At 35.8% G+C, this 19,283-nt stretch carries 22 protein-coding genes; 16 read left to right on the top strand and 6 right to left on the bottom strand.

Going from position 1 to position 19,283, the window contains the following annotated elements:
* Window positions 1–7: 7 nt before the first annotated feature.
* The 13 genes from QWT87_RS09210 (at window position 8) to fabF (ending at window position 11,955) form a co-directional block, all read left to right on the top strand.
* Window positions 8–205 (top strand): hypothetical protein, encoded by a 198-nt coding sequence (locus tag QWT87_RS09210; protein ID WP_302715795.1) that lies wholly within the window; start codon window positions 8–10, stop codon window positions 203–205.
* 10 nt (window positions 206–215) lie between these two features.
* Complete coding sequence (locus tag QWT87_RS09205; protein ID WP_076391546.1) at window positions 216–560, top strand: hypothetical protein; 345 nt, start codon at window positions 216–218, stop codon at window positions 558–560.
* Between the two features lie 207 nt (window positions 561–767).
* A complete protein-coding gene (locus QWT87_RS09200; protein ID WP_302715794.1) occupies window positions 768–2,315 on the top strand; it encodes a sensor histidine kinase in 1,548 nt (515 codons plus the stop codon).
* 85 nt (window positions 2,316–2,400) lie between these two features.
* Window positions 2,401–3,087, top strand: a complete 687-nt coding sequence (locus tag QWT87_RS09195) for a response regulator transcription factor (RefSeq protein ID WP_027380477.1) — start codon at window positions 2,401–2,403, stop codon at window positions 3,085–3,087.
* Between the two features lie 68 nt (window positions 3,088–3,155).
* Entirely contained in the window at window positions 3,156–3,803 is a 648-nt protein-coding gene (locus tag QWT87_RS09190; protein ID WP_302715792.1) for a hypothetical protein, read from the top strand.
* 5 nt (window positions 3,804–3,808) lie between these two features.
* On the top strand, window positions 3,809–4,507 hold the full coding sequence (locus QWT87_RS09185) for a hypothetical protein (RefSeq protein ID WP_302715791.1): 699 nt from the start codon (window positions 3,809–3,811) through the stop codon (window positions 4,505–4,507).
* A 31-nt stretch (window positions 4,508–4,538) separates the two neighbouring features.
* On the top strand, window positions 4,539–4,910 hold the full coding sequence (locus QWT87_RS09180; protein WP_302715790.1) for a hypothetical protein: 372 nt from the start codon (window positions 4,539–4,541) through the stop codon (window positions 4,908–4,910).
* 110 nt (window positions 4,911–5,020) lie between these two features.
* A complete protein-coding gene (locus tag QWT87_RS09175) occupies window positions 5,021–7,708 on the top strand; it encodes a TonB-dependent receptor domain-containing protein (RefSeq protein WP_302715789.1) in 2,688 nt (895 codons plus the stop codon).
* A gap of 309 nt (window positions 7,709–8,017) precedes the next feature.
* On the top strand, window positions 8,018–8,884 hold the full coding sequence (locus QWT87_RS09170) for a helix-turn-helix domain-containing protein (protein WP_302715788.1): 867 nt from the start codon (window positions 8,018–8,020) through the stop codon (window positions 8,882–8,884).
* A gap of 79 nt (window positions 8,885–8,963) precedes the next feature.
* Window positions 8,964–9,383, top strand: a complete 420-nt coding sequence (locus QWT87_RS09165) for an OsmC family protein (RefSeq protein WP_076391534.1) — start codon at window positions 8,964–8,966, stop codon at window positions 9,381–9,383.
* A 293-nt stretch (window positions 9,384–9,676) separates the two neighbouring features.
* Complete coding sequence (locus QWT87_RS09160; protein ID WP_302715786.1) at window positions 9,677–10,282, top strand: TetR/AcrR family transcriptional regulator; 606 nt, start codon at window positions 9,677–9,679, stop codon at window positions 10,280–10,282.
* 5 nt (window positions 10,283–10,287) lie between these two features.
* Window positions 10,288–10,713 (top strand): PaaI family thioesterase, encoded by a 426-nt coding sequence (locus tag QWT87_RS09155; protein ID WP_076391530.1) that lies wholly within the window; start codon window positions 10,288–10,290, stop codon window positions 10,711–10,713.
* Window positions 10,714–11,955, top strand: coding sequence for a beta-ketoacyl-ACP synthase II (fabF, locus tag QWT87_RS09150; protein WP_302715784.1), 1,242 nt, complete (start codon window positions 10,714–10,716; stop codon window positions 11,953–11,955).
* 174 nt (window positions 11,956–12,129) lie between these two features.
* On the opposite strand, the gene QWT87_RS09145 is transcribed toward fabF, so the two are convergent.
* From QWT87_RS09145 to msrB, 3 genes are all read right to left on the bottom strand, one after another.
* Window positions 12,130–12,888: a murein L,D-transpeptidase catalytic domain family protein gene (locus tag QWT87_RS09145; RefSeq protein WP_302715783.1), complete on the bottom strand. Its 759-nt coding sequence runs from the start codon at window positions 12,886–12,888 to the stop codon at window positions 12,130–12,132.
* A 105-nt stretch (window positions 12,889–12,993) separates the two neighbouring features.
* Window positions 12,994–13,392 carry a DUF7079 family protein gene (locus QWT87_RS09140; protein WP_302715782.1) on the bottom strand — a complete coding sequence of 133 codons (399 nt, stop codon included), beginning with the start codon at window positions 13,390–13,392 and terminating at the stop codon, window positions 12,994–12,996.
* Between the two features lie 14 nt (window positions 13,393–13,406).
* Window positions 13,407–13,850 carry a peptide-methionine (R)-S-oxide reductase MsrB gene (gene msrB / locus QWT87_RS09135; RefSeq protein WP_302715781.1) on the bottom strand — a complete coding sequence of 148 codons (444 nt, stop codon included), beginning with the start codon at window positions 13,848–13,850 and terminating at the stop codon, window positions 13,407–13,409.
* A 142-nt stretch (window positions 13,851–13,992) separates the two neighbouring features.
* On the opposite strand from msrB, the gene QWT87_RS09130 reads away from it, so the two are divergent.
* From QWT87_RS09130 to QWT87_RS09120, 3 genes are all read left to right on the top strand, one after another.
* Window positions 13,993–15,237: a DUF445 domain-containing protein gene (locus QWT87_RS09130; RefSeq protein ID WP_302715780.1), complete on the top strand. Its 1,245-nt coding sequence runs from the start codon at window positions 13,993–13,995 to the stop codon at window positions 15,235–15,237.
* A 28-nt stretch (window positions 15,238–15,265) separates the two neighbouring features.
* On the top strand, window positions 15,266–15,550 hold the full coding sequence (locus QWT87_RS09125; protein ID WP_185207296.1) for a hypothetical protein: 285 nt from the start codon (window positions 15,266–15,268) through the stop codon (window positions 15,548–15,550).
* Between the two features lie 151 nt (window positions 15,551–15,701).
* Window positions 15,702–15,968, top strand: a complete 267-nt coding sequence (locus QWT87_RS09120; RefSeq protein ID WP_123956575.1) for a hypothetical protein — start codon at window positions 15,702–15,704, stop codon at window positions 15,966–15,968.
* An 87-nt stretch (window positions 15,969–16,055) separates the two neighbouring features.
* Here QWT87_RS09120 and QWT87_RS09115 read toward each other — a convergent pair whose 3' ends face one another.
* The 3 genes from QWT87_RS09115 to QWT87_RS09105 form a co-directional block, all read right to left on the bottom strand.
* Window positions 16,056–17,093, bottom strand: coding sequence for a quinone-dependent dihydroorotate dehydrogenase (locus QWT87_RS09115; RefSeq protein ID WP_302715779.1), 1,038 nt, complete (start codon window positions 17,091–17,093; stop codon window positions 16,056–16,058).
* Between the two features lie 335 nt (window positions 17,094–17,428).
* The gene (locus tag QWT87_RS09110) at window positions 17,429–18,124 is read right to left on the bottom strand and encodes a pseudouridine synthase (RefSeq protein WP_302715778.1); all 696 of its coding nucleotides are present in this window, start codon (window positions 18,122–18,124) and stop codon (window positions 17,429–17,431) included.
* Between the two features lie 24 nt (window positions 18,125–18,148).
* Window positions 18,149–19,204 (bottom strand): alpha/beta hydrolase, encoded by a 1,056-nt coding sequence (locus tag QWT87_RS09105; protein ID WP_302715777.1) that lies wholly within the window; start codon window positions 19,202–19,204, stop codon window positions 18,149–18,151.
* Window positions 19,205–19,283 lie beyond the last annotated feature (79 nt).

Raw genomic sequence — 19,283 nt, 5'->3', positions numbered from 1 at the left:
CGATTTTATGACACTCCTGATTATTTTCTTTGGTCTTGCAGTGGTGTATTACCTTTTTCAGAAAAACAGAATCAACAGAATTGAAAAACAGGAATACCTCCGCGAAAGGAAGAATGAAAAATTCGAACAGCTTCTGGATCTCGCAAGAAAACAGGATGCGGCAAGATCTGAGGAGCAGGACAAAAATAATAACAAGGAGAATTGATTGATACATTATGATGAACGAAGCGGAACTATGGCAAAAAGTAGAGCAATTTTTCATTGAAAATTTCGATACGGAAAAAAATGCTCCGATAGAAACCTACCTTTTTCTGATCGGACTTCAGGAACTGGGAAGCGGACAGCAGAAATACACAAAAGATGATAAGGTGAACCTAATCCACATTGCAGTGTGCAGATTACTGGAGCCTTTCGGATATTATAAATTTTCGCATTACGACGACGATGGATATCCTCACTTCGATAAGCTGGAAGATCTTCCGGAACTGAAACCGAATGAGCAGCAGCTTTTGATGAAGAAAGCAATTATTCAGTATTTTCAGGATGAGGAAATACTTTAGTGATAAAAAGGAAAGTACATTTTACTTTCCTTTTTTATTTTAATGCACAGCGGTTGTTATAATAAAAAATTAAAAATTTATAAAAAAATGTTAAATAACGCGTTTTTAAGAAAAATTACACAATTTATTGGCGCGTTTTTTGTTTATCAAGTCATAAAATAATTAATTTTAACACTCATTATTTCAAAATCGATTAAAATAAAGTAAATGAATAATAAGTTCATCCCAATAATTTCGGTGTTTATGACGATTTCACTGATTGTCTTTGTTACGCTCCAATTTTATTGGCTGAAAAATTATTACGGTGCACTGGAACAGGAGTTTTCCAATAAAGTGTATTCCGCATTGGAAAGTACTTCCAAAAACATGGAAGAAATTGAAGTAGATAAATATTTAAATATTGATAATAAGGATTTCAGAAACAATATCTTAGCAAACAGCGATCAGCCTACGTTAACGACGATTCAGCAGGTAGAAGATTCCGGAACACAGAGACAGATCATTTACTCTAAAAATATTATTGAAAAAAGCCAGCTTCCGATTTCCAAACAGGGAGATTCCATTAAGCTTACAAAATTGTATTCTGACGAAGCGGCATATAAAATAAAAAGAGATACGACCAATCGTGAAATCCTTACCGCAGACATTAACCAAGATCTGGAGAACGGAGATTATGCGATGAAAGAATATGCGAAGATTATAGGAAATAATTTACCGATCAGCAAAAGAGTTGATGCAAAAATTTTAGATTCAGTGATCACCAAAGAATTAAAAATCAGAGGAATCAGCGCGAAATTTGGCTACGGAATTATTGATAAAAATAACAATCTTACCAAGGTTTTTAATAAAGACTATAAGGAGAAAAAAGACAACAATACGTATAGTTATCCGCTTTTTACAGACCAAAAAGAAAGAACACTTTACAGTCTCGCTCTGGTATTTCCAAAGAAAGATTATTCTTTAGCCATGAACAACTGGCCGATGCTTTTGGGAACTTTTCTTTCGCTTCTTACCATTTTGGGAATTTATATTATTTCCATTAATTATATGATGAGGCAGAAAAAACTGGCGGAAGTAAAAACGGATTTTATCAACAACATGTCTCACGAGTTTAAAACTCCTCTGGCAACAATTTCTGTGGCAACAGATTCTTTGGCGAATGATAAGATTGCAACTAATCCGGAAAAGGTAAAATACTATTCAGAACTGATTAAGCAGGAAAATCTGAGGATGAAAAAGCAGGTGGAAAACGTTCTGAATATGTCTAAACTCGAACGTAATGAAGTGAAATTATTCCTGAAAGAAACCAATGTAAGAGAACTCATCAGAAGAACGACAGAATCTTTCAGCCTTATTGTAAAACAGAGAAATGGCACGCTGAGAGAGGAATTTAATGCAACCAATTATAATTTTAAAATTGATGAATTCCACATATCGAATATGCTGGTAAACCTTTTGGACAATGCTAATAAATATTCGCCGGAAACGCCTGAAATCTCTATTAAAACAAGAAATGAAGGACATTTTTATGTAATTGAAGTTTCAGATAAAGGAATGGGAATGGAAACCCAGAATAAAACGAAAATTTTCGAAAAATTCTTCAGGGAAGAAACAGGAAATATTCATAATGTGAAAGGACAGGGTTTAGGACTTTCCTATGTTAAAAAGATTGTGGAACTCCATAAAGGACAGATTATTGTAGATTCACAAAAAGGAAAAGGAAGTACATTTACGATTAAGCTTCCGATGGCATAGATAAAAATTTAACCAATAAACAAATATTAGAAAAGAGGAGAATGACTTGTTCATTCAAAATTATTAACGATTAATAGTTAAAACTATGAGCAACAGAATATTATTAGTAGAAGACGATCAGAGTTTTGGGGCAGTGCTGAAGGATTATTTAACGATAAATAACTTCGAAGTTACTCTTGCTACAGACGGAGAACAGGGGTTGAAAGAATTTACAGAAAACGAATTCGATATCTGTATTTTCGACGTGATGATGCCTAAAAAAGACGGTTTTTCATTAGCAGAAGACGTAAAAAAAATAGATAAAAATACACCGATCATTTTCTTAACTGCAAGAAATATGAGAGAAGATATCTTAAAAGGATATCAGTTGGGAGCAGATGATTACATCACAAAACCATTTGATACCGAACTTCTTTTATATAAAATTAAAGCAATTCTTCAGAGAAGTTCCACGTTGGAAAATGAAGAGCAGGAACAGTTCAAGATCAGCAATATTTTCTTTGATTCTATGTTGAGACAACTGAGAGTCGGCGATAACGAATACAAGCTTTCTCCAAAAGAAAACGAACTGTTGAAGCTTCTTTGCATCCACAGAAACGATTTCATGCCGAGAGACTTAGCGTTGAGAAAGATCTGGAAAAAAGAAAACTATTTTACAGCAAGAAGTATGGACGTTTATATTGCTAAACTTCGTAAACTTCTGAAAGACGACGAAGGACTGGAAATCATCAACGTACACGGAGAAGGATTCAGACTTTTGGTTAAGAATTAATTCTAAAATATCACTATTATTATAAAATTGGCAAAGCATTTAAAAATGTTTTGCTAATTTTGTTTTATATGAAAAATACATTGTTAGGCATACTTGCCATTTCTATATTTACTGTATCGTGTAAGAAGGATGAGAGAGCTACTTATCTTAAAGAAGAAACCGGAGTTCAGCAGGCTCCTGTAGCGGTTAATCAGGCTTCTAAAGCTTCTATTCTGGATCAGGCGGGAATTAAAACAACAACAGGATCGGGAACGTCAACCGTTACTTCTCCGGGAATGAATCCGCCACACGGTCAACCCGGCCACAGATGCGATATTCCAGTAGGACAGCCATTAAATTCTGCTCCTACACAACCTCAACAGGGAAATCAGAATGTTGCGGTAAATGCTCCACAGGGACAGACCATTCAGATTGATCCGAATTCTCTTAAACCCGGAAAATTTGCCGTAGACCAAAGCGGAAAAGCAAAAACCGTTAAAACTCCGAAAGGGATGAATCCGCCTCACGGAGAACCGGGACACCGATGCGACATTCCGGTAGGACAGCCTTTAAACAGCAAACCGGCTCCGGTTCAGCAGCCTGTACAGCAGAATATGGCACAAAACACTCCCGCACCCGCTCCGACCCCTGCTCCAACAGGTCCGAAACCGGCGGTAAATCCTCCGCATGGAGAGCCGTGGCATGACTGTGCGAAGAAAGTTGGAGAAGCTCTGTAAGAATTATGCTTATTTACGACGTCAGCCAGAACACCGGCGAAACTATTCATGAAGATTTTCTGATGAATAGTCTTGATCGATTTATTAAGCCACATCATCATAACTTTTTTGGTCTTGAATATCATGTCTCCGTAACATTGCGAGACAAGACGTTTCTTCCCTGTGTGACTTTAAGACATCTAGGAAAAGCGATAAAATTACAGTTTGAAAGATTGCACAAAACATATTATTCGGGAGTAACCAACAGAAACCAATTACCTCAGGATTACGTTCAAAAAGGGATTATTGAAGGCTTGATAGTTCAAGACAATACAGTTTCTCTGTCAGATATTGAGAAGATCGAAAAGTGTAAATATTCTTTTCCCGAAGAATTTCAGAAAAAATTCAGTTTTTACCCCACCCATTACTTTCTTGCTCAATTTGGTGACGGAAGTTTTGAAAATTTTCGTGGCTCCGAAACAGGATTCTATGAGGTTCCCGCTAACAGAGATCTGGAAGATATTGTAGAAATATTTAATTCAACTTTAATACTCGAAAACGAAGATATTATTGAATTAAAAAACTATATGGATTGGAAAAAAAACGAGAAAGAGTTTAAAAGAATTCATTTGGGAAAACCTTTTTTCACCTGCTATTTTGGAGGATATGAAGAAAAAGATTTTGAAGATAAGTTAGCCAAAATCCGAATTAATTTTAGAGAATAACCATCATCATTAACATTTTTCCTACCTTTGTATGGTGAAATTTATTCAACTTTTATCCATTATCTTTTGTCTGGGAATTTTTTTAGTTCCTAAGGACAGTTTCTATGCACAGAATATGCAGGAAAACTGTTGCAAAAAAGATTCTGAAATGAGCTGCTGTAAAAAAGATCATTCTCAAAATTCCGAAAACAATCATCACAAAAAAGAACAGAAATCAAGCTGTAACGACGATTGCTGTTCAACTTGTTTAGCCTGTTATACTTTTATAGAAACTCCTTTTTCCAAGAGTTTACAGTTAGAATATTCATACTACAAATCGAATAAAAATTCACAGTTCGAATATTCTGATCCTTATCTTTCAAGCCGTTTAAAAGAAATCTGGCAGCCGCCAAAAATAGCTTAATTAAAAATAATGTTACTAAACATCGGTTGACCGGCATCAGAATGACTGGTTACCGACCTGATGTTTATATTGCAGCATTCAAGCTTTAATTAATCTAAATTTTAAACAAAATGAAATTATATATTTCCAGGATCATTCTTGGTGTATTCTTATTATCCATACAATTTATTTTTGCCCAGAATCTTTCTAAAAACCAGTTCAAAGTAAAAGGAAACTGTGAAATGTGCAAAGAAAGAATCGAAAACACTGCTAAGAATGCAGGCGCAAAAACAGCAACCTATTCAATTGCTGAACAAATATTAACCATTGAAACAGACAACAATGCTTCTTCTGATGAAATCTTAAAAAAAGTCGCCGAAGCAGGTCATGACAATGAAAAATTCAAAGCCTCTGCTGAAACGTATGAAGCTCTTCCGGGATGTTGTCATTACACCAGAGACTTACAGCCGCAAACCACTGAAAATCACGAAAACAACACTAAAAAAGAGACTGATTTTTATGTAAAAGGCAATTGCGAATCCTGCAAAGCAAGAATTGAAAAAGCGGCAAAAGATGCCGGAGCAGATTCCGCAGAATGGGATGCCGAAAGACAAATTGTAACGCTGAATTTTGATTCGAAGAAAACATCATCAGACAAAATTTTGAAGAAAATTGCGGAAGTTGGTCATGATAACGAGAAGTATAAATCCAGTGACAACACGTATAAAAATCTGCCTTCATGCTGTCTTTACGATAGAGAAATTCCTTTTGGAGAAGCAAATCCGAAAGTTCATGCGGAAGAAGGAAATCCTTCTGAAAACACAGATCACGCTGATCATCATGAAGCGGTTGAAAATCACAGCAGTCATGAAAAAAATATTGAAGGCGTTACGGTAAACGGATCAAAAGCAGCAACGTCTTTAAACAAAAAAGAAGCAGGGCTTATTTTTAATATTGATAAAAAAGAACTGCTGAAAGCAGCCTGCTGTAACCTTTCTGAAAGTTTTGAAACCAACGCAACGGTTGATGTTTCTTTCAGCAATGCCGTTACAGGGACAAAACAACTGAAAATGTTAGGTTTAGACCAAAAATATACAAGCTTAACAAAAGAATTACTTCCCGAAATCCGCGGATTGGCTTCCGCTTACGGACTGAGTTTCATTCCCGGACGATGGATTGAAAGCATTCAGCTTACCAAAGGCGGAAGTACCGTAACGAACGGTTATGAAAGCATTACAGGACAAATTAATACAGAATTGCTGAAAAATGCAGAAAAGCCGGAAACTTCACTGAATTTATTTTCAGATTTTAACGGAAGAGCAGAAGCCAATATCACCAGTGTTTCACCCATCAACAAAAAATGGTCGCAGACATTTTTACTTCACGGAAACGGAACTTTCGGAGATACGGATATGAATGATGACGGATTTCTGGACAGACCGAAAGGAACTCAGTTAAACTCAGCTTATTTATTGACTTACAACGATTTGGAGAACTCAGGATTGGGTTCGCATTTTGGAATTAATTTCATCAAAGACGAGAGAACTTCGGGACAGATCGGGTTTGATAAAAAAGTTCCGCAGGAAAAGCAGTCGCTGTACGGAGTTGGAATTGACATCTCCAGATTTCAGGTCTGGAATAAAACAGGCTATGTTTTTAAAGGAAAACCTTACCAGAGTCTGGGCTGGATGAACCAATATACTTTTCATCAGCAGGACAGCTTTTTCGGATTGAGAAATTATTCCGGAAAGCAGCAGACGTATTATTCCAATTTAATTTTTGAAAGTATTTTGGGAAATACCAATCATAAATACAAAGCCGGAGCAAGCTTCATGTATGATGGATATGACGAAACATACTTAACCTCAACGATCAAAAGAAACGAGATTGTTCCGGGAGCTTTTGCGGAATATACTTTAACAGGTTTAAAATACACCTTAGTTGCCGGAGCAAGAGTAGACTTTCATAATCTTGCCGGAACGCAGTTTACACCGAGACTGAATTTTAAATATGATTTTACCCCGCAGACGATTTTGAGGCTTTCCGCAGGAAGAGGGTTCAGAACAGCCAATATTTTTGCCGAAAGTCAGCAGTATTTTGCATCCGGCCGATCCATTCAGGTATTGCAGAACGGAGGGAATATTTACGGTTTAAGACCTGAAATTGCCTGGAATTACGGAGCCAGTTTACAGCAGGAATTCAAACTTTTCGGAAGAAAATCTACCGTTGTTGCTGATTTTTTCAGAACGGATTTTCAGAATCAGGTGATGGTGGATCTTGACCGGTCTCCTCAACAATTAACTTTCTATAATCTTGACGGAAAGTCTTTCGCCAATTCTTTCCAGACTCAGTGGGATTTCATTCCTTTCAAAAATTTTGAGGTGAGACTGGCTTACAAATATTACGATGTTCAGGCAGATTATCTGGATGGAAGACGTGAGGTTCCTTTCATGGCGAAACACAGAGGTTTTGTGAATTTTGCCTACTCTACCAACAAAAACAGCAAAGGTGGATTCTGGAGTTTTGATACCACACTGAATGCAGTCGGAAAACAGAGACTTCCCAATACTTCATCGAATCCTGCGGAATTTCAGCTTCCTTCCTATTCCGAATCTTATGCGGTTTTAAATGCACAGATTTCAAGGAATTTCAATAAGAAAATCAGGGCTTATCTTGGAGGAGAAAATTTAACTTCCTATTATCAGAAAAACGCCATTGTTGATGTTAAAAATCCTTTCGGAAATTATTTTGACGGCGGAATGGTGTATGCTCCAATCATGAAAGCTAATTTTTATGTGGGACTGGATGTTACTTTTTAAGTTTTAGAGTTGGAGGGTTCTAGCGTTAGTGAGTTGGAGTCGTGAGCTAAAAACCAGAATTAATATTATTTGCAATGAGTTTAAATTATTAAGATTTCTGTTAAGGAGTTTAGAATATTAAGATGAGCTTCGCTTTTTTAGTTTTATCCTTATTAAAATCAATTTGTTTTTCTAAACTAAACTTAACCACTTAAATCCTCTTAATAGTTCAGAAAATTCAGCAATTAAATGTATATTATTAAGCATGGTTTCAATAATTTAATAGTGTTGGAATCATGCTTTTTTGTACATTTATAGGAAAGCAAAAGGATGTCGCAAACACTTATCTTTGAAGACCAGTACAAGAAACTGGGATTCGAAACTTTTTCCAAAAACAATCTGCACGATTTTAAAGACAAAAAGTACAAATCTGAAATTAAAATTTTCTATATTCCTGCAGGATATAACCTGTCTGTGGATTTCAGACATTATAAAACAGAAAATCCGGCTTTATTTTTTCTGACGAATCAGCATCTGCAAATTGAAAATGGAAGCAACGAATCTCATCTGATCTATTATAACCGCGATTTTTACTGTATTCAGATTCATGATAAGGAAGTCGCCTGCGACGGACTGCTTTTTCATAATGTGTTTGAAATTCCTTTTGTTGAACTCGATGCCGAAGAAAATTCTGCAATTCAACATTTATTTCAAAACATCAGAAACGAACTGGAATGGAAAGATTCTTCCGCAGAAGAAATGATCCGAACCTACGTTAAACAAATCATCATCCGCGCCACCAGAAAATGGAAAAAGCAGAATCTGAATAATGATGAAATAAAAATTCCGGCACACGAACTTGATATTTTCAGGGATTTCAGCCGTTTGCTTGAACTTCATTTCCGGGAAAAACATAATGTGGCTGATTATGCAGAACTGCTTCATATTTCTCCAAAGACACTCACACATAAATTCAAAAATTTAAATCTGGAATCTCCTAACCAGTTTATCATCGGCAGAATTTTACTGGAAGCCAAAAGACTTTTATTTTATACCGATAAACCGGTGAAAGAAATCGCTTACGATCTGGGCTATGAAGATCCGGCTTATTTCAACCGTCTTTTCACGCAAAAAATCGGAAGTACTCCTGCAAATTTCAAAAAAAATTACAATTCGGGAAAAAAGTACAATAGTTAGTTCTTTTTGTGTATTTATCTGGAACGAAATCTGCAAAACCTTTGTCACATCAAAATAACAATATTAAAACAAAAACATTATGAGACGTAACGCAACAGCCGTTTGGAACGGAACTATTAAAGAAGGAAAAGGACATCTTACCACACAAAGCACCACTTTAAACCAGACTCAGTATTCTTTTAACAGCCGATTTGAAGACGGAGTGGGAACAAATCCTGAAGAATTACTGGCAGCGGCTCACGCAGGTTGTTTCACCATGAAACTAAGTGCAGAACTTTCTCAGGCAGGCTATACTCCGGAAGAATTAACGACAAAATCTGTTATTACTTTGGATCCGAGCGCAGGAAAAATTACAAAATCAGAATTGACGTTAACGGCTAAAGTTCCCGGAATTTCAGAAGAAGAATTCCAGAAATATGCAAAAATTGCGGAAGAAGGTTGTCCTGTAAGTGCAGCTTTCAATTTCGAAATTACTTTGGAAGCTACTTTGGCGAACTAAGAATTTGAACCATTAAGATTTTATTTAAGAAGTTTAGATTAATTAAGCTCTTCACGTAAATTATTTAAAATCTTAATATCAACATGAATAGGAACGGGCTTCAGCCCGTTTTTTCATTCAAAAAATAAACCATAAGGCTTTAGCCAAAATTTAAAAATAAAATATTCAACTTAATTAATCTAAACTTCTTAAATAAAATCTTAATGGTTTAATATACACGGATGCATTTAATCTTATTATAAAATATACCAATCGGTATATTTTTTATATATTTGCATCAATTCAACAGAAAAATGTCAAAAGCAGAAAAGACAAAACAATTTATTATTGAGAAGACCGCCTCTTTGTTCAATACCAAAGGATACACTTCTACATCCCTTTCGGACATTACAAAAGCGACGGGTTTAACCAAAGGAAGTATTTACGGAAACTTTGAAAACAGAGATAAAGTAGCTCTTGAAGTATATCAGTTCAACGCAGGAATTCTGAAGAAAAATATGCAGAGATCTTTTGGTGAAGAATATCCTACAATGTCTACCAAGCTGTATGCTTTCATCGAATTTTACAGAAAAAACTGGAAAATTGTCTTCCAAAACGGCGGCTGTCCGCTAATGAATGCAGCGACAGAATGTAGTGACTCCTTTCCGGAACTTAGAAAGAAAGTACGGCATTCTTTTGAGGACTGGATAAAAACCATCTCAAACATTATCATTGAAGGGCAAAAAAGCGGAGAATTCAAGCCTGAAATTAACGCTGAAGAATTTGCCTCTTTATTGGTAATGATGATTGAAGGCGGTATTCTTTTATCCAAAACCACAGAAGACGAAAAATATCTCAATCTCGCTTTAGACAGGATTTTAGAGGTTATCGACAAAGAAATTAAACAAAATATCTCATAATTCATATGGATAAATTACAAATCATAAAATCATTCATCGGAAAAGAGTTTACAGCATCTCCTTCCCCATTTATGAAATGGCTGAATCCCGTTGTTCTTTCGGCAGAAGAAGGACAATTGGAGTTCCAATATAAAGTAAGGCAGGAATGGCTGAACCCGATGGGAAATCTTCATGGCGGGGTTACCGCAGCCATTTTTGATGATGTTATCGGAGCCACCATGTTCTCGTTAAACGAAAAAAACTTTATCGTAACCATAAATAACAGCATCGATTATTTTTCAACAGCAAAAGAAAATGATAATATTGTAGCTGAAACGAAAATCATCAAAAGAGGAAAGCAGTTTGTAAACGCAGAGTGCGAAATCTGGAATGCAGATAAAACGCGCCTAATTGCAAGAGGAACCTCTAATTTATTCAAAATCAGTAACTAAATGAAAAGAGTTGTCATTACAGGACTTGGCGCAGTAACGCCTTTAGGAAATAATGTTGAAGAATTCTGGAACAACAGCATCAACGGCATAAGCGGAGCCAACAAAATCACCCACTTCGATACAGAAAAATTTAAAGTTCATTTTGCCTGTGAGGTTAAAAATTTTGATCCGAAACTTCATTTAACACATAACGAAATCAAAAGAAGCGATCTTTTTTCCCAATATGCGATGTATTCCACAGCGGAAGCCTTAAAAGATTCCGGATTAGAGCTTGAAAAAATGGATCCGTTCGACACCGGAGTAATCTGGGGAACCGGACAGGGCGGAATGTGGACTTTCGAAAGTGAAGTGATGGAATTTACCAAAGGAGACGGAACACCAAGATTCAATCCTTTCTTCGTACCTAAATTTATTGCCAACATGGCTTCAGGAATGATTTCAATGAAATTCGGACTTCAGGGAATCAATTACACAACGATTTCTGCATGTGCAACAGGAAATACTGCTTTGATGGATGCTTTTAACTACATCAGATTAGGAAAAGCCAAAGTGATTGTGAGCGGTGGTTCTGAAGCCGCAATTACTCCAGCCTCAGTCGGTGGTTTCTCTATTATGAAAGCCATGTCTACAAGAAATGATGATTTTTCCACCGCAAGCCGCCCTTATGATGCAGAACGAGACGGCTTTGTGATGGGAGAAGGCGCAGGAGCCTTAATTCTTGAGGAATACGAACACGCTAAAGCAAGAGGCGCAAAAATTTACGCAGAATTGGTGGGAGCAGCAATGACAGCAGATGCGTATCACATGACAGCACCTCATCCCGATGGAGTCGGAGCCATTAAAGCGATGCAACTGGCTTTACAGGAAGCAGGAATCAACACCGAAGATATTGATTATGTTAATCCTCATGCCACTTCTACTCCAATGGGAGATTTGGTGGAATTAAACGGAATCAATAAATTATTTAAAGGAAGTAACAATCTTGACATTAGTGCCACAAAATCCATGACCGGACATTTGCTGGGAGCTGCAGGAGCCGCGGAAGCCATTCTTTCAATCAAAGCGATAGAAAAAGGAATTATTCCGCCAACGATTAATCTTCATAGGATTGATGAAGACATCCCAAAAGACCTGAATATTGTTTTTGGAGAAGCGAAAGAAAAGAATATCAATTATGCATTGAGTAATGCTTTTGGTTTCGGAGGACATAATGCCACGTTGATTTTTAAGAAGTTTTCTTAAGCTTTTAGAGTAAATTTCTGGAAGATTGAGCAGATAAAACAATTCTGTATCATCCACTCTTAATCAACGAAAAATAGTAATTCAATAGATTCTTCCTTCGTCAGAATGACAAACGTGCAAGAAATTTTTAATTTAATAGAAATAAAAAAAGCAGTCAAACCGACTGCTTTTCTGTTATGCTTTCAACCACTCCGATTTGGAAAGGTAATTCTGATCCGGATAATAAATAAAAAGAAGATTTCTTCCTTTTATGGTATTAATGATCGGTTTTGTTAAATCTCTCGGAACTGCGGGACATCCCCAGCTTCTGCCGATTCTTTTGTGCATGGCGGCAAATTCTTCGCTTACATAATCTGCGCCGTGCATAACGATGGCTCTTCTGTAGGCTGCATCATTAAATCCTTTGTCCATTCCAAGTAATCTAAGAGAATAGCCGTTGTCGCCGTCATACGTTGCATCGGTAATATAAAATCCTAAGCTGCTCTGCAACGAACTTTCCGTGTTAGAAAAATTCGTAGCAAATTCTTCGCCTGTATTTTTTCCGTGTGCAACCAATGAATTAAACAATACTTTTTTCTCATTCATGTCAATTACCCAAAGTCTTTTTGTATTCGAAGACATAGAAAAATCGCATACCGTAAGTAAATGCGAATCCCCGTTAAGCAAACCTGCTTTCTTCATATTTTCAAAACCTGTTACTGCTTTGAAAAAAACCTCCTCATTAAGTTCGTGTCCCTGCTCGAAAACAATAGATTTGTATAATTCTTCTGATGAACTTGCTGCTGTTGCCGCAGATTTCTCAGATTTCGTGTCGGCTAATCTTACAATTTTTTTTGTACTGATTTCATTCTTTTCGATTGCCTTTTTTGGAGACAAATAGAATGAAGTAGTAACGATGTAAGCTGCACCTAATAAGCTATACAATGCTTTCATTCACTATTTCACTATTATGTTAAATCCAATTGAGTCAGCAAATGTATAAAACATAATTAGGGTAAGCGCAATAACTCCACAAAGTTTAACGCAATTTAAGAAATTTTAACTACCAGATAATGAGCTACTTCTTATTTTATTATATAGATATTCAATTTCATCCCAATATTCTTCATTGATGTCTTTATATACCATGTAAACCCATTCAACAGCCAGTAAATCTAAATGTTTTTTTGATTCTATCCACTCTATAATACCATTTATAGTTATCCTTTCATCAAACGCAAACCATTCGCCTGCAGGCTGCAGCAAATTTGAAAAAAGTACAGGAAAAACTTCATACTTATTAATTTTTTTCACCTCATCAAAAGTATACGAGCTTTGGAATATTGTGGTAGCTATATATTTTAAATGAAAATCCTGTTTTAATTCCGTATCCAAATAAAGATCAGATAATGCAATCCAAATAGGTTTCCGTTCATCAAAATTAATAACTTCTTTCATAGCTCATCATGATATTATTTTTCAGAATCTGCAACAAATTCCAGACTTACGGAATTCATACAGTAGCGCAATCCCGTTGGTTGAGGACCATCATCGAAAACGTGTCCCAAATGCGAATCGCATCTTTTGCAGAGCACTTCTACCCTTTCCATTCCATAAGTCGTATCTCTTTTGTAATACACTCCTTCTTTATCTGCTTCAAAAAAACTTGGCCAGCCACAACTGCTCGAAAATTTTGAAGTGGATCGGAATAAATGGTTTCCGCACACCGCACAGTAATATTCTCCCAATTCATCAAATTCATTGTATTTTCCGGTGAATGGTCTTTCTGTTGAGGCTTCTCTGGCAATAGCGTATAAATCCGGAGACAGAATTTTTCTCCATTCTTCATTAGGAATATCGAGTTTTGAAGTGTCTGTTCTGGAGTAGTATGGATTGTTTTTTGCTTGGTTTTCCATAGAATTTTAAATATTTTTATAACAGAGACAAAATTTAAGCCGTAAAAACAATGATTCCGAGAAATCAGAAGTATAAATTACTAATTTTTACAGCAAAATTTATCCTTAAAAATTCACAACCAAATTTACTAAATTTGAGCATATGAACGATGAAGCCAAAAGAAAACAGCTCAGAAAATACAAAGCTTTTGCCACAGGATTATTTGTGTTGATGGCAGTTCTGTTTATCGGGACTACTCTATTGCAAAAAACCATAGACTCGCACTGGATAGGTTATGTTCGTGCCTTTTCCGAGGCGGCAATGGTGGGAGCTTTGGCAGACTGGTTTGCCGTAACAGCCCTTTTCCGCCATCCGCTCGGATTACCGATTCCGCACACCAATCTTATTGAAAACAGCAAACAGAAACTGGGAGACAATCTGGGAAATTTTGTCGTAACTAATTTTCTTTCTCCAGAAAACATCAGACCTTATATCCAGAAATTAAAAATCTCGAATTTTGTGGGAGAATGGCTCGGAAAAGAAAAGAATCAGGATGTTTTGCTTAAAAACCTTTCGGATATTGTTCTTGATATTTTAAATAAGCTCGATGACTCGGAAGTAAGCCGTTTTATCAGCAACAAAGTGTCTGAAATGACCAATACCATCAAACTGAACGCCATTTTAGGCAACGGAATCAACTATCTTTTAGACAAAAACGATCATCAAAGGATTATTACCAATCTTTCTTCTCAGATTAAAAATTACATCGCTGAAAATGATGAAATGATTAAAGACCGCGTGAAAAAAGGAAGCTATACTTTTATCCCTGCTTTTGTGGATAATAAAATTGCTGATAAAATTACCTCCGGACTTTCTGACTTTTTCAAAGAGATTGAACAAGATCCGAACCACGAAATACGAAATCTGATCACCCAGAAAATCTATGATTTCTCCAATGAACTCAAACAGGATCCGAAATGGGAAGAGGAATTCAAAAACATTAAAAATGATCTCCTCAAAAACGACAAGCTGAATGAATATTCCAACGACATCTGGATTTCCATTAAAAATACGTTAACGAAAGAACTTCAGGACGATGAATCTTCATTAAAAAAATATCTGTCTAAAAATCTGAATGAATTTTCACAGAATTTAAAAAACGACGAAAATTTTCAGAAAAAAATCGACGACTGGGTTCGTGTTACCGCTTACAAATATATTCTAAAAAATACCCATCAATTCGGAAATCTCATCAGCTCGACCGTCGGAAACTGGCAGGGAAAAGAATTAAGCGAAAAGCTGGAACTGGAAGTAGGGAAAGATCTTCAGTTCATCCGTGTGAACGGAACGATCGTGGGTGGTTTGGTGGGGCTGATTATTTATACGATTGCGCATTTTTTCTTGTGACCATTTTAAATTAAGTTAAAATCAAACCATGAAAAAAACACTCTCACTGTTATTTTCTTTAAGCCTAACATTTTTACTTTGCCAAAAAATTGAATTAAAAAAAGTAATAGATTGTTCTCAAATTTTCAAAGGAAAGATTGCCGGAAATCCTGTCACAATGCAGTTGAGCTATGATGGAATTATCGATTATCATCAGTATCAGCATTTTGTGAAAGGTTGGTATTATTATGATAAATACAAAAAGAAAATTCCCTTGACGGGAGTTTATGATTTGGCTAATTTACATCTTTATAATTTTGGAAGTCAACATTAAAAAACATCGGACTCATTTTCAATTGACTGTAGACGTGAAAAATGCTTCAATTACAAAGTCAAGATGAAAAATTAACATATTTTATAATTTTTTTTTGTTTTTCTTATTGAAAGAAAAGAGTATTTTCGAGATTGATAAATATCTCATTAATATGAAAAAATTATTAAATGGAGCAACTCCATTATCAAGAAAAGCTCTAAAAGAAATAACAGGTGGATTAACAAATTTAGTAGTATATGATCCTGACAACAATTATTGTCAAAGTGCACTTGAAATTGTTCCTGTAGGATGTCCTTGTAATTCTAAAAGTATTTGCCCACAAAGATTCGGACCAGGTGCTATAGGAAATAATTCAGGACCAGCTACATTAGCGGGCGCATGCATTAATGGTGTTTGTGCAGGTTCTGTGAATCCTTAAGTAAAACTTTCAACTACTAAACAGTAGTTTTTGAATTACTGTTTAGTAAAAAAGTTTATTATACTTCTATATTTTTATCGTTTCAACTTATCTTGGTAAACGACCCGCTCTCGTCAAAATTTCTTTATTAATATCTTGAATCAATTCCGGACCTTCGTAGATAAAACCTGTGTACAACTGAACCAACGTTGCTCCTGCATCCAGCTTTTCAAGCGCATCTTTTGCTGAATGAATTCCGCCAACTCCGATAATCGGGAATGCTCTGTTGCTTTTATCAGACAGATATTTGATCATTTTTGTGCTTCTTTCACGAATAGGTTTTCCGCTAAGACCGCCGTTTCCGATTTCCGCTAAAACTTCAGGTGACGTTTTCAGCCCTTCTCTGTTCACTGATGTATTGGAAACTACGATTCCGTCGATCTTTGTTTCTGCAATCAGTTCAATAATTTCATCTAATTGATTGGTATTCAGATCCGGAGCAATTTTTAGGAGAATTGGTTTCTGTACAGATTTCGACTGGTTGATTTTTTTCACTTCCGTAATCAGTTCACGAAGGTAATCTACATCTTCCAGTTTGGCGTGGCTTCCTACATTCGGACAGCTTACATTCAGCACAAAATAATCTACGTAAGGATGAAGCCTTTCAAAACATTCCAGATAATCCTGAGTGTAATTTTCGGGAGAAGTATTCGTATTTTTTCCTATGTTTCCACCGATGATGATTTTTCCTTTGTTGCCTTTCAGTTTTTCAATCGCTGCTTCTAAACCGTCGTTATTAAAGCCCATTCGGTTGATAATTCCGCCATCTTCAATTAAACGGAACAGTCTTTTCTTAGGATTTCCCGCCTGAGCTTTCGGCGTTACGGTTCCAATTTCCACAAATCCAAAACCAAGATCTCCCAATTCATTGAACAAAACTGCATTTTTATCGAAACCGGCCGCCAAACCAACAGGATTTTTAAATTTCAAGCCAAAAACTTCTCTTTCCAGACGTTTGTCTTCAATAGGTTTTGGAAAAAATAATTTGGTAAGAAATCCGAAATTTTTAAGCATCGAAAAAGTAAAATGGTGCACTTCTTCAGGATCGAATTTGAAAAGAATCGGACGAATGAGCGATTTGTACATTGAAAAAAAGTTTTACAAAAATACTCATTTTAAAATTAATGTCCGGTTAACGTATGATATTTTATGGAAAAAGATATTATCAATGGTATCTATAAAATTTAAATATGTAATTGGCAACTCAATGGATAATTTTTGACGTAAAGTTTCAATTTCTATGTTTTAGTATGAAGTGAGCAAAGAGGAATCAACAAGTTGATTTGATAAAGCCAATTTAAAGAGCTTGATAGTTATTCGGTAAAATATAAACCTCATAGGTTTTTAAAAACCTATGAGGTTTGAATGAGTTCTAATAGATTTACAACAACAAGAAAGAGCCAGAATAATAGCTGTAAAAGTTAAGAATATGCGCTCAAATCCAATTTCAAAATATCCCCTACTCTTTTAAAATCCTCATCTATTGCAGCATTTACCGTAATTCGTTCGTTGGAAATCGGATGATTAAAAATTAACTGATGGGCATGAAGCGTCATTTTATTAATATCAAAGGTTTGAAGCCACAATTTATTCTGCTTGTTGCAGCCATGTTTTCGACAGCCTAAAATCGGATGTAAAATATGTTTAAAATGCTTTCTCAACTGATGAAATCGTCCCGTTTCAGGGATGGCTTCTACTAAGCAGTATCTGGAAGTCTGATGTTTTAAAAAAGGCAAATCGATTTCGGAAGTCTGTAAACGACGGTAATACGTAATTGCATTTTGTTTGACTTCATTTTCATTAACCAGATCATAATCAATTGTTTCCTCTTCTTTTGTCCAGCCTCGAAGAATGGCAATGTATTTCTTTTCAACCTGTTTTTCTTCAAACTGAGTGCTCATCATTCTCAGTGTATGTTTATCTAAAGTAAACAGCAAAACGCCCGAAGTTTTCCGGTCTATGCGATGAACAGGATACACTTTTTGTCCGATCTGCTTCCTCAGTTCCTGAATCGCATACGTATCGGCTTCTCCCGAATAAAAAGATTTATGAACCAACAATCCGCTGGGTTTGTTGATGGCAATAAGATGTTCATCGCGATAAAGAATTTCTAACATCAGGCAAAAGTAGAAGATTTATATTTATTCTTCAAACTTAAGATGTGTATTAAAAAACGGCAGCATCTGATTTTCAATTCTTCCGTTTTCCTTGCTTACTTCGCTTCCGTGCGTTCCTATGTATTCTTCAGCTTCATGTTTTATACCGAGTATTTCCAGTGTTTTGCTGAAATTCAGGCAGCTTGGCGGAATGTGTTTCAGCTCGTCGTTTCTACCCCAGTCGAATTTTATGGCTTTTAATTTTTTCAGATTTTCATATTGTGAAAAAGGCAGTTCTGAAGTGGAGTTTCTGTTCATTTCGTCTAAAATGGCTGAATTAATCCTTACATTTTCACCTTCAAAAGAAAATGGAAGATCTGCAAAAAAGGGAGCTTTATTTTTATTTCCGTTGTAAGCTCTTGCGATGGCAAAGACAATATTTAATCTTGCATTTTCAGGTTTGGATACATCCTGAATGTTTTTAATTTGATCAGCATTTTTATAGAGTTCCATTTCTGAAAGTGCAAAGAAACGCGCGTCTAAAATTCCGGGAGACAGTGCATACACAGAAGAAAAAACTTCGGGATGAAGTATGGCATTTCTCAGCGCTCCGTTTCCGCCCATGGAATGCCCTGAAATTCCGCGGCTGTCTTTATTTGCTATTGTTCTGTAATTTTTATCAATAAAATCGACCAGCTCAACAGAAGTGAAATCCGACCAGTTTCCTGAAGATTTTGAATTAGCGTAAAAACTTCCTTTAAAAACAGAGCTTTCATCGGGCATGACTGCGATAACGGGTTTTATCTTTTTTGAATAAATCGCACGATCAAAAATATGATTGATCTTATCGTTGCTCACCAGCAAACTATCGCTCCAGAAAAAACCGTGTAAAAAATAAATAACGGGATATCTTTTGGAGGATTTTTCATAGTCCGGCGGAAGATAAACGCTTACTCTTCGCTTAGGATTTTCTCCTGCGCTATTCTGTAATGTTTTAGCGGTAATATAGGTTGTAACGATCTTTCCCCCGGAAATTTTCTGTGCAAAAAACAAATGACTTACCAAAAGGAAAACAATAATTAATAATTTTGATTTTTTCATAATTCAATTTAAATAAAGCAAATTACGATAAATTGTCTCAAATTAAGACAATAATAATTAAAATGATTTCATACCTCTG

Origin of the sequence: Chryseobacterium urinae (assembly GCF_030518295.1) — a bacterium.
Taxonomy (GTDB): domain Bacteria; phylum Bacteroidota; class Bacteroidia; order Flavobacteriales; family Weeksellaceae; genus Chryseobacterium; species Chryseobacterium mucoviscidosis.
Note: the sequence above shows the minus strand (reverse complement) of the source record. Positions and strands in the feature narration are given on the sequence as shown.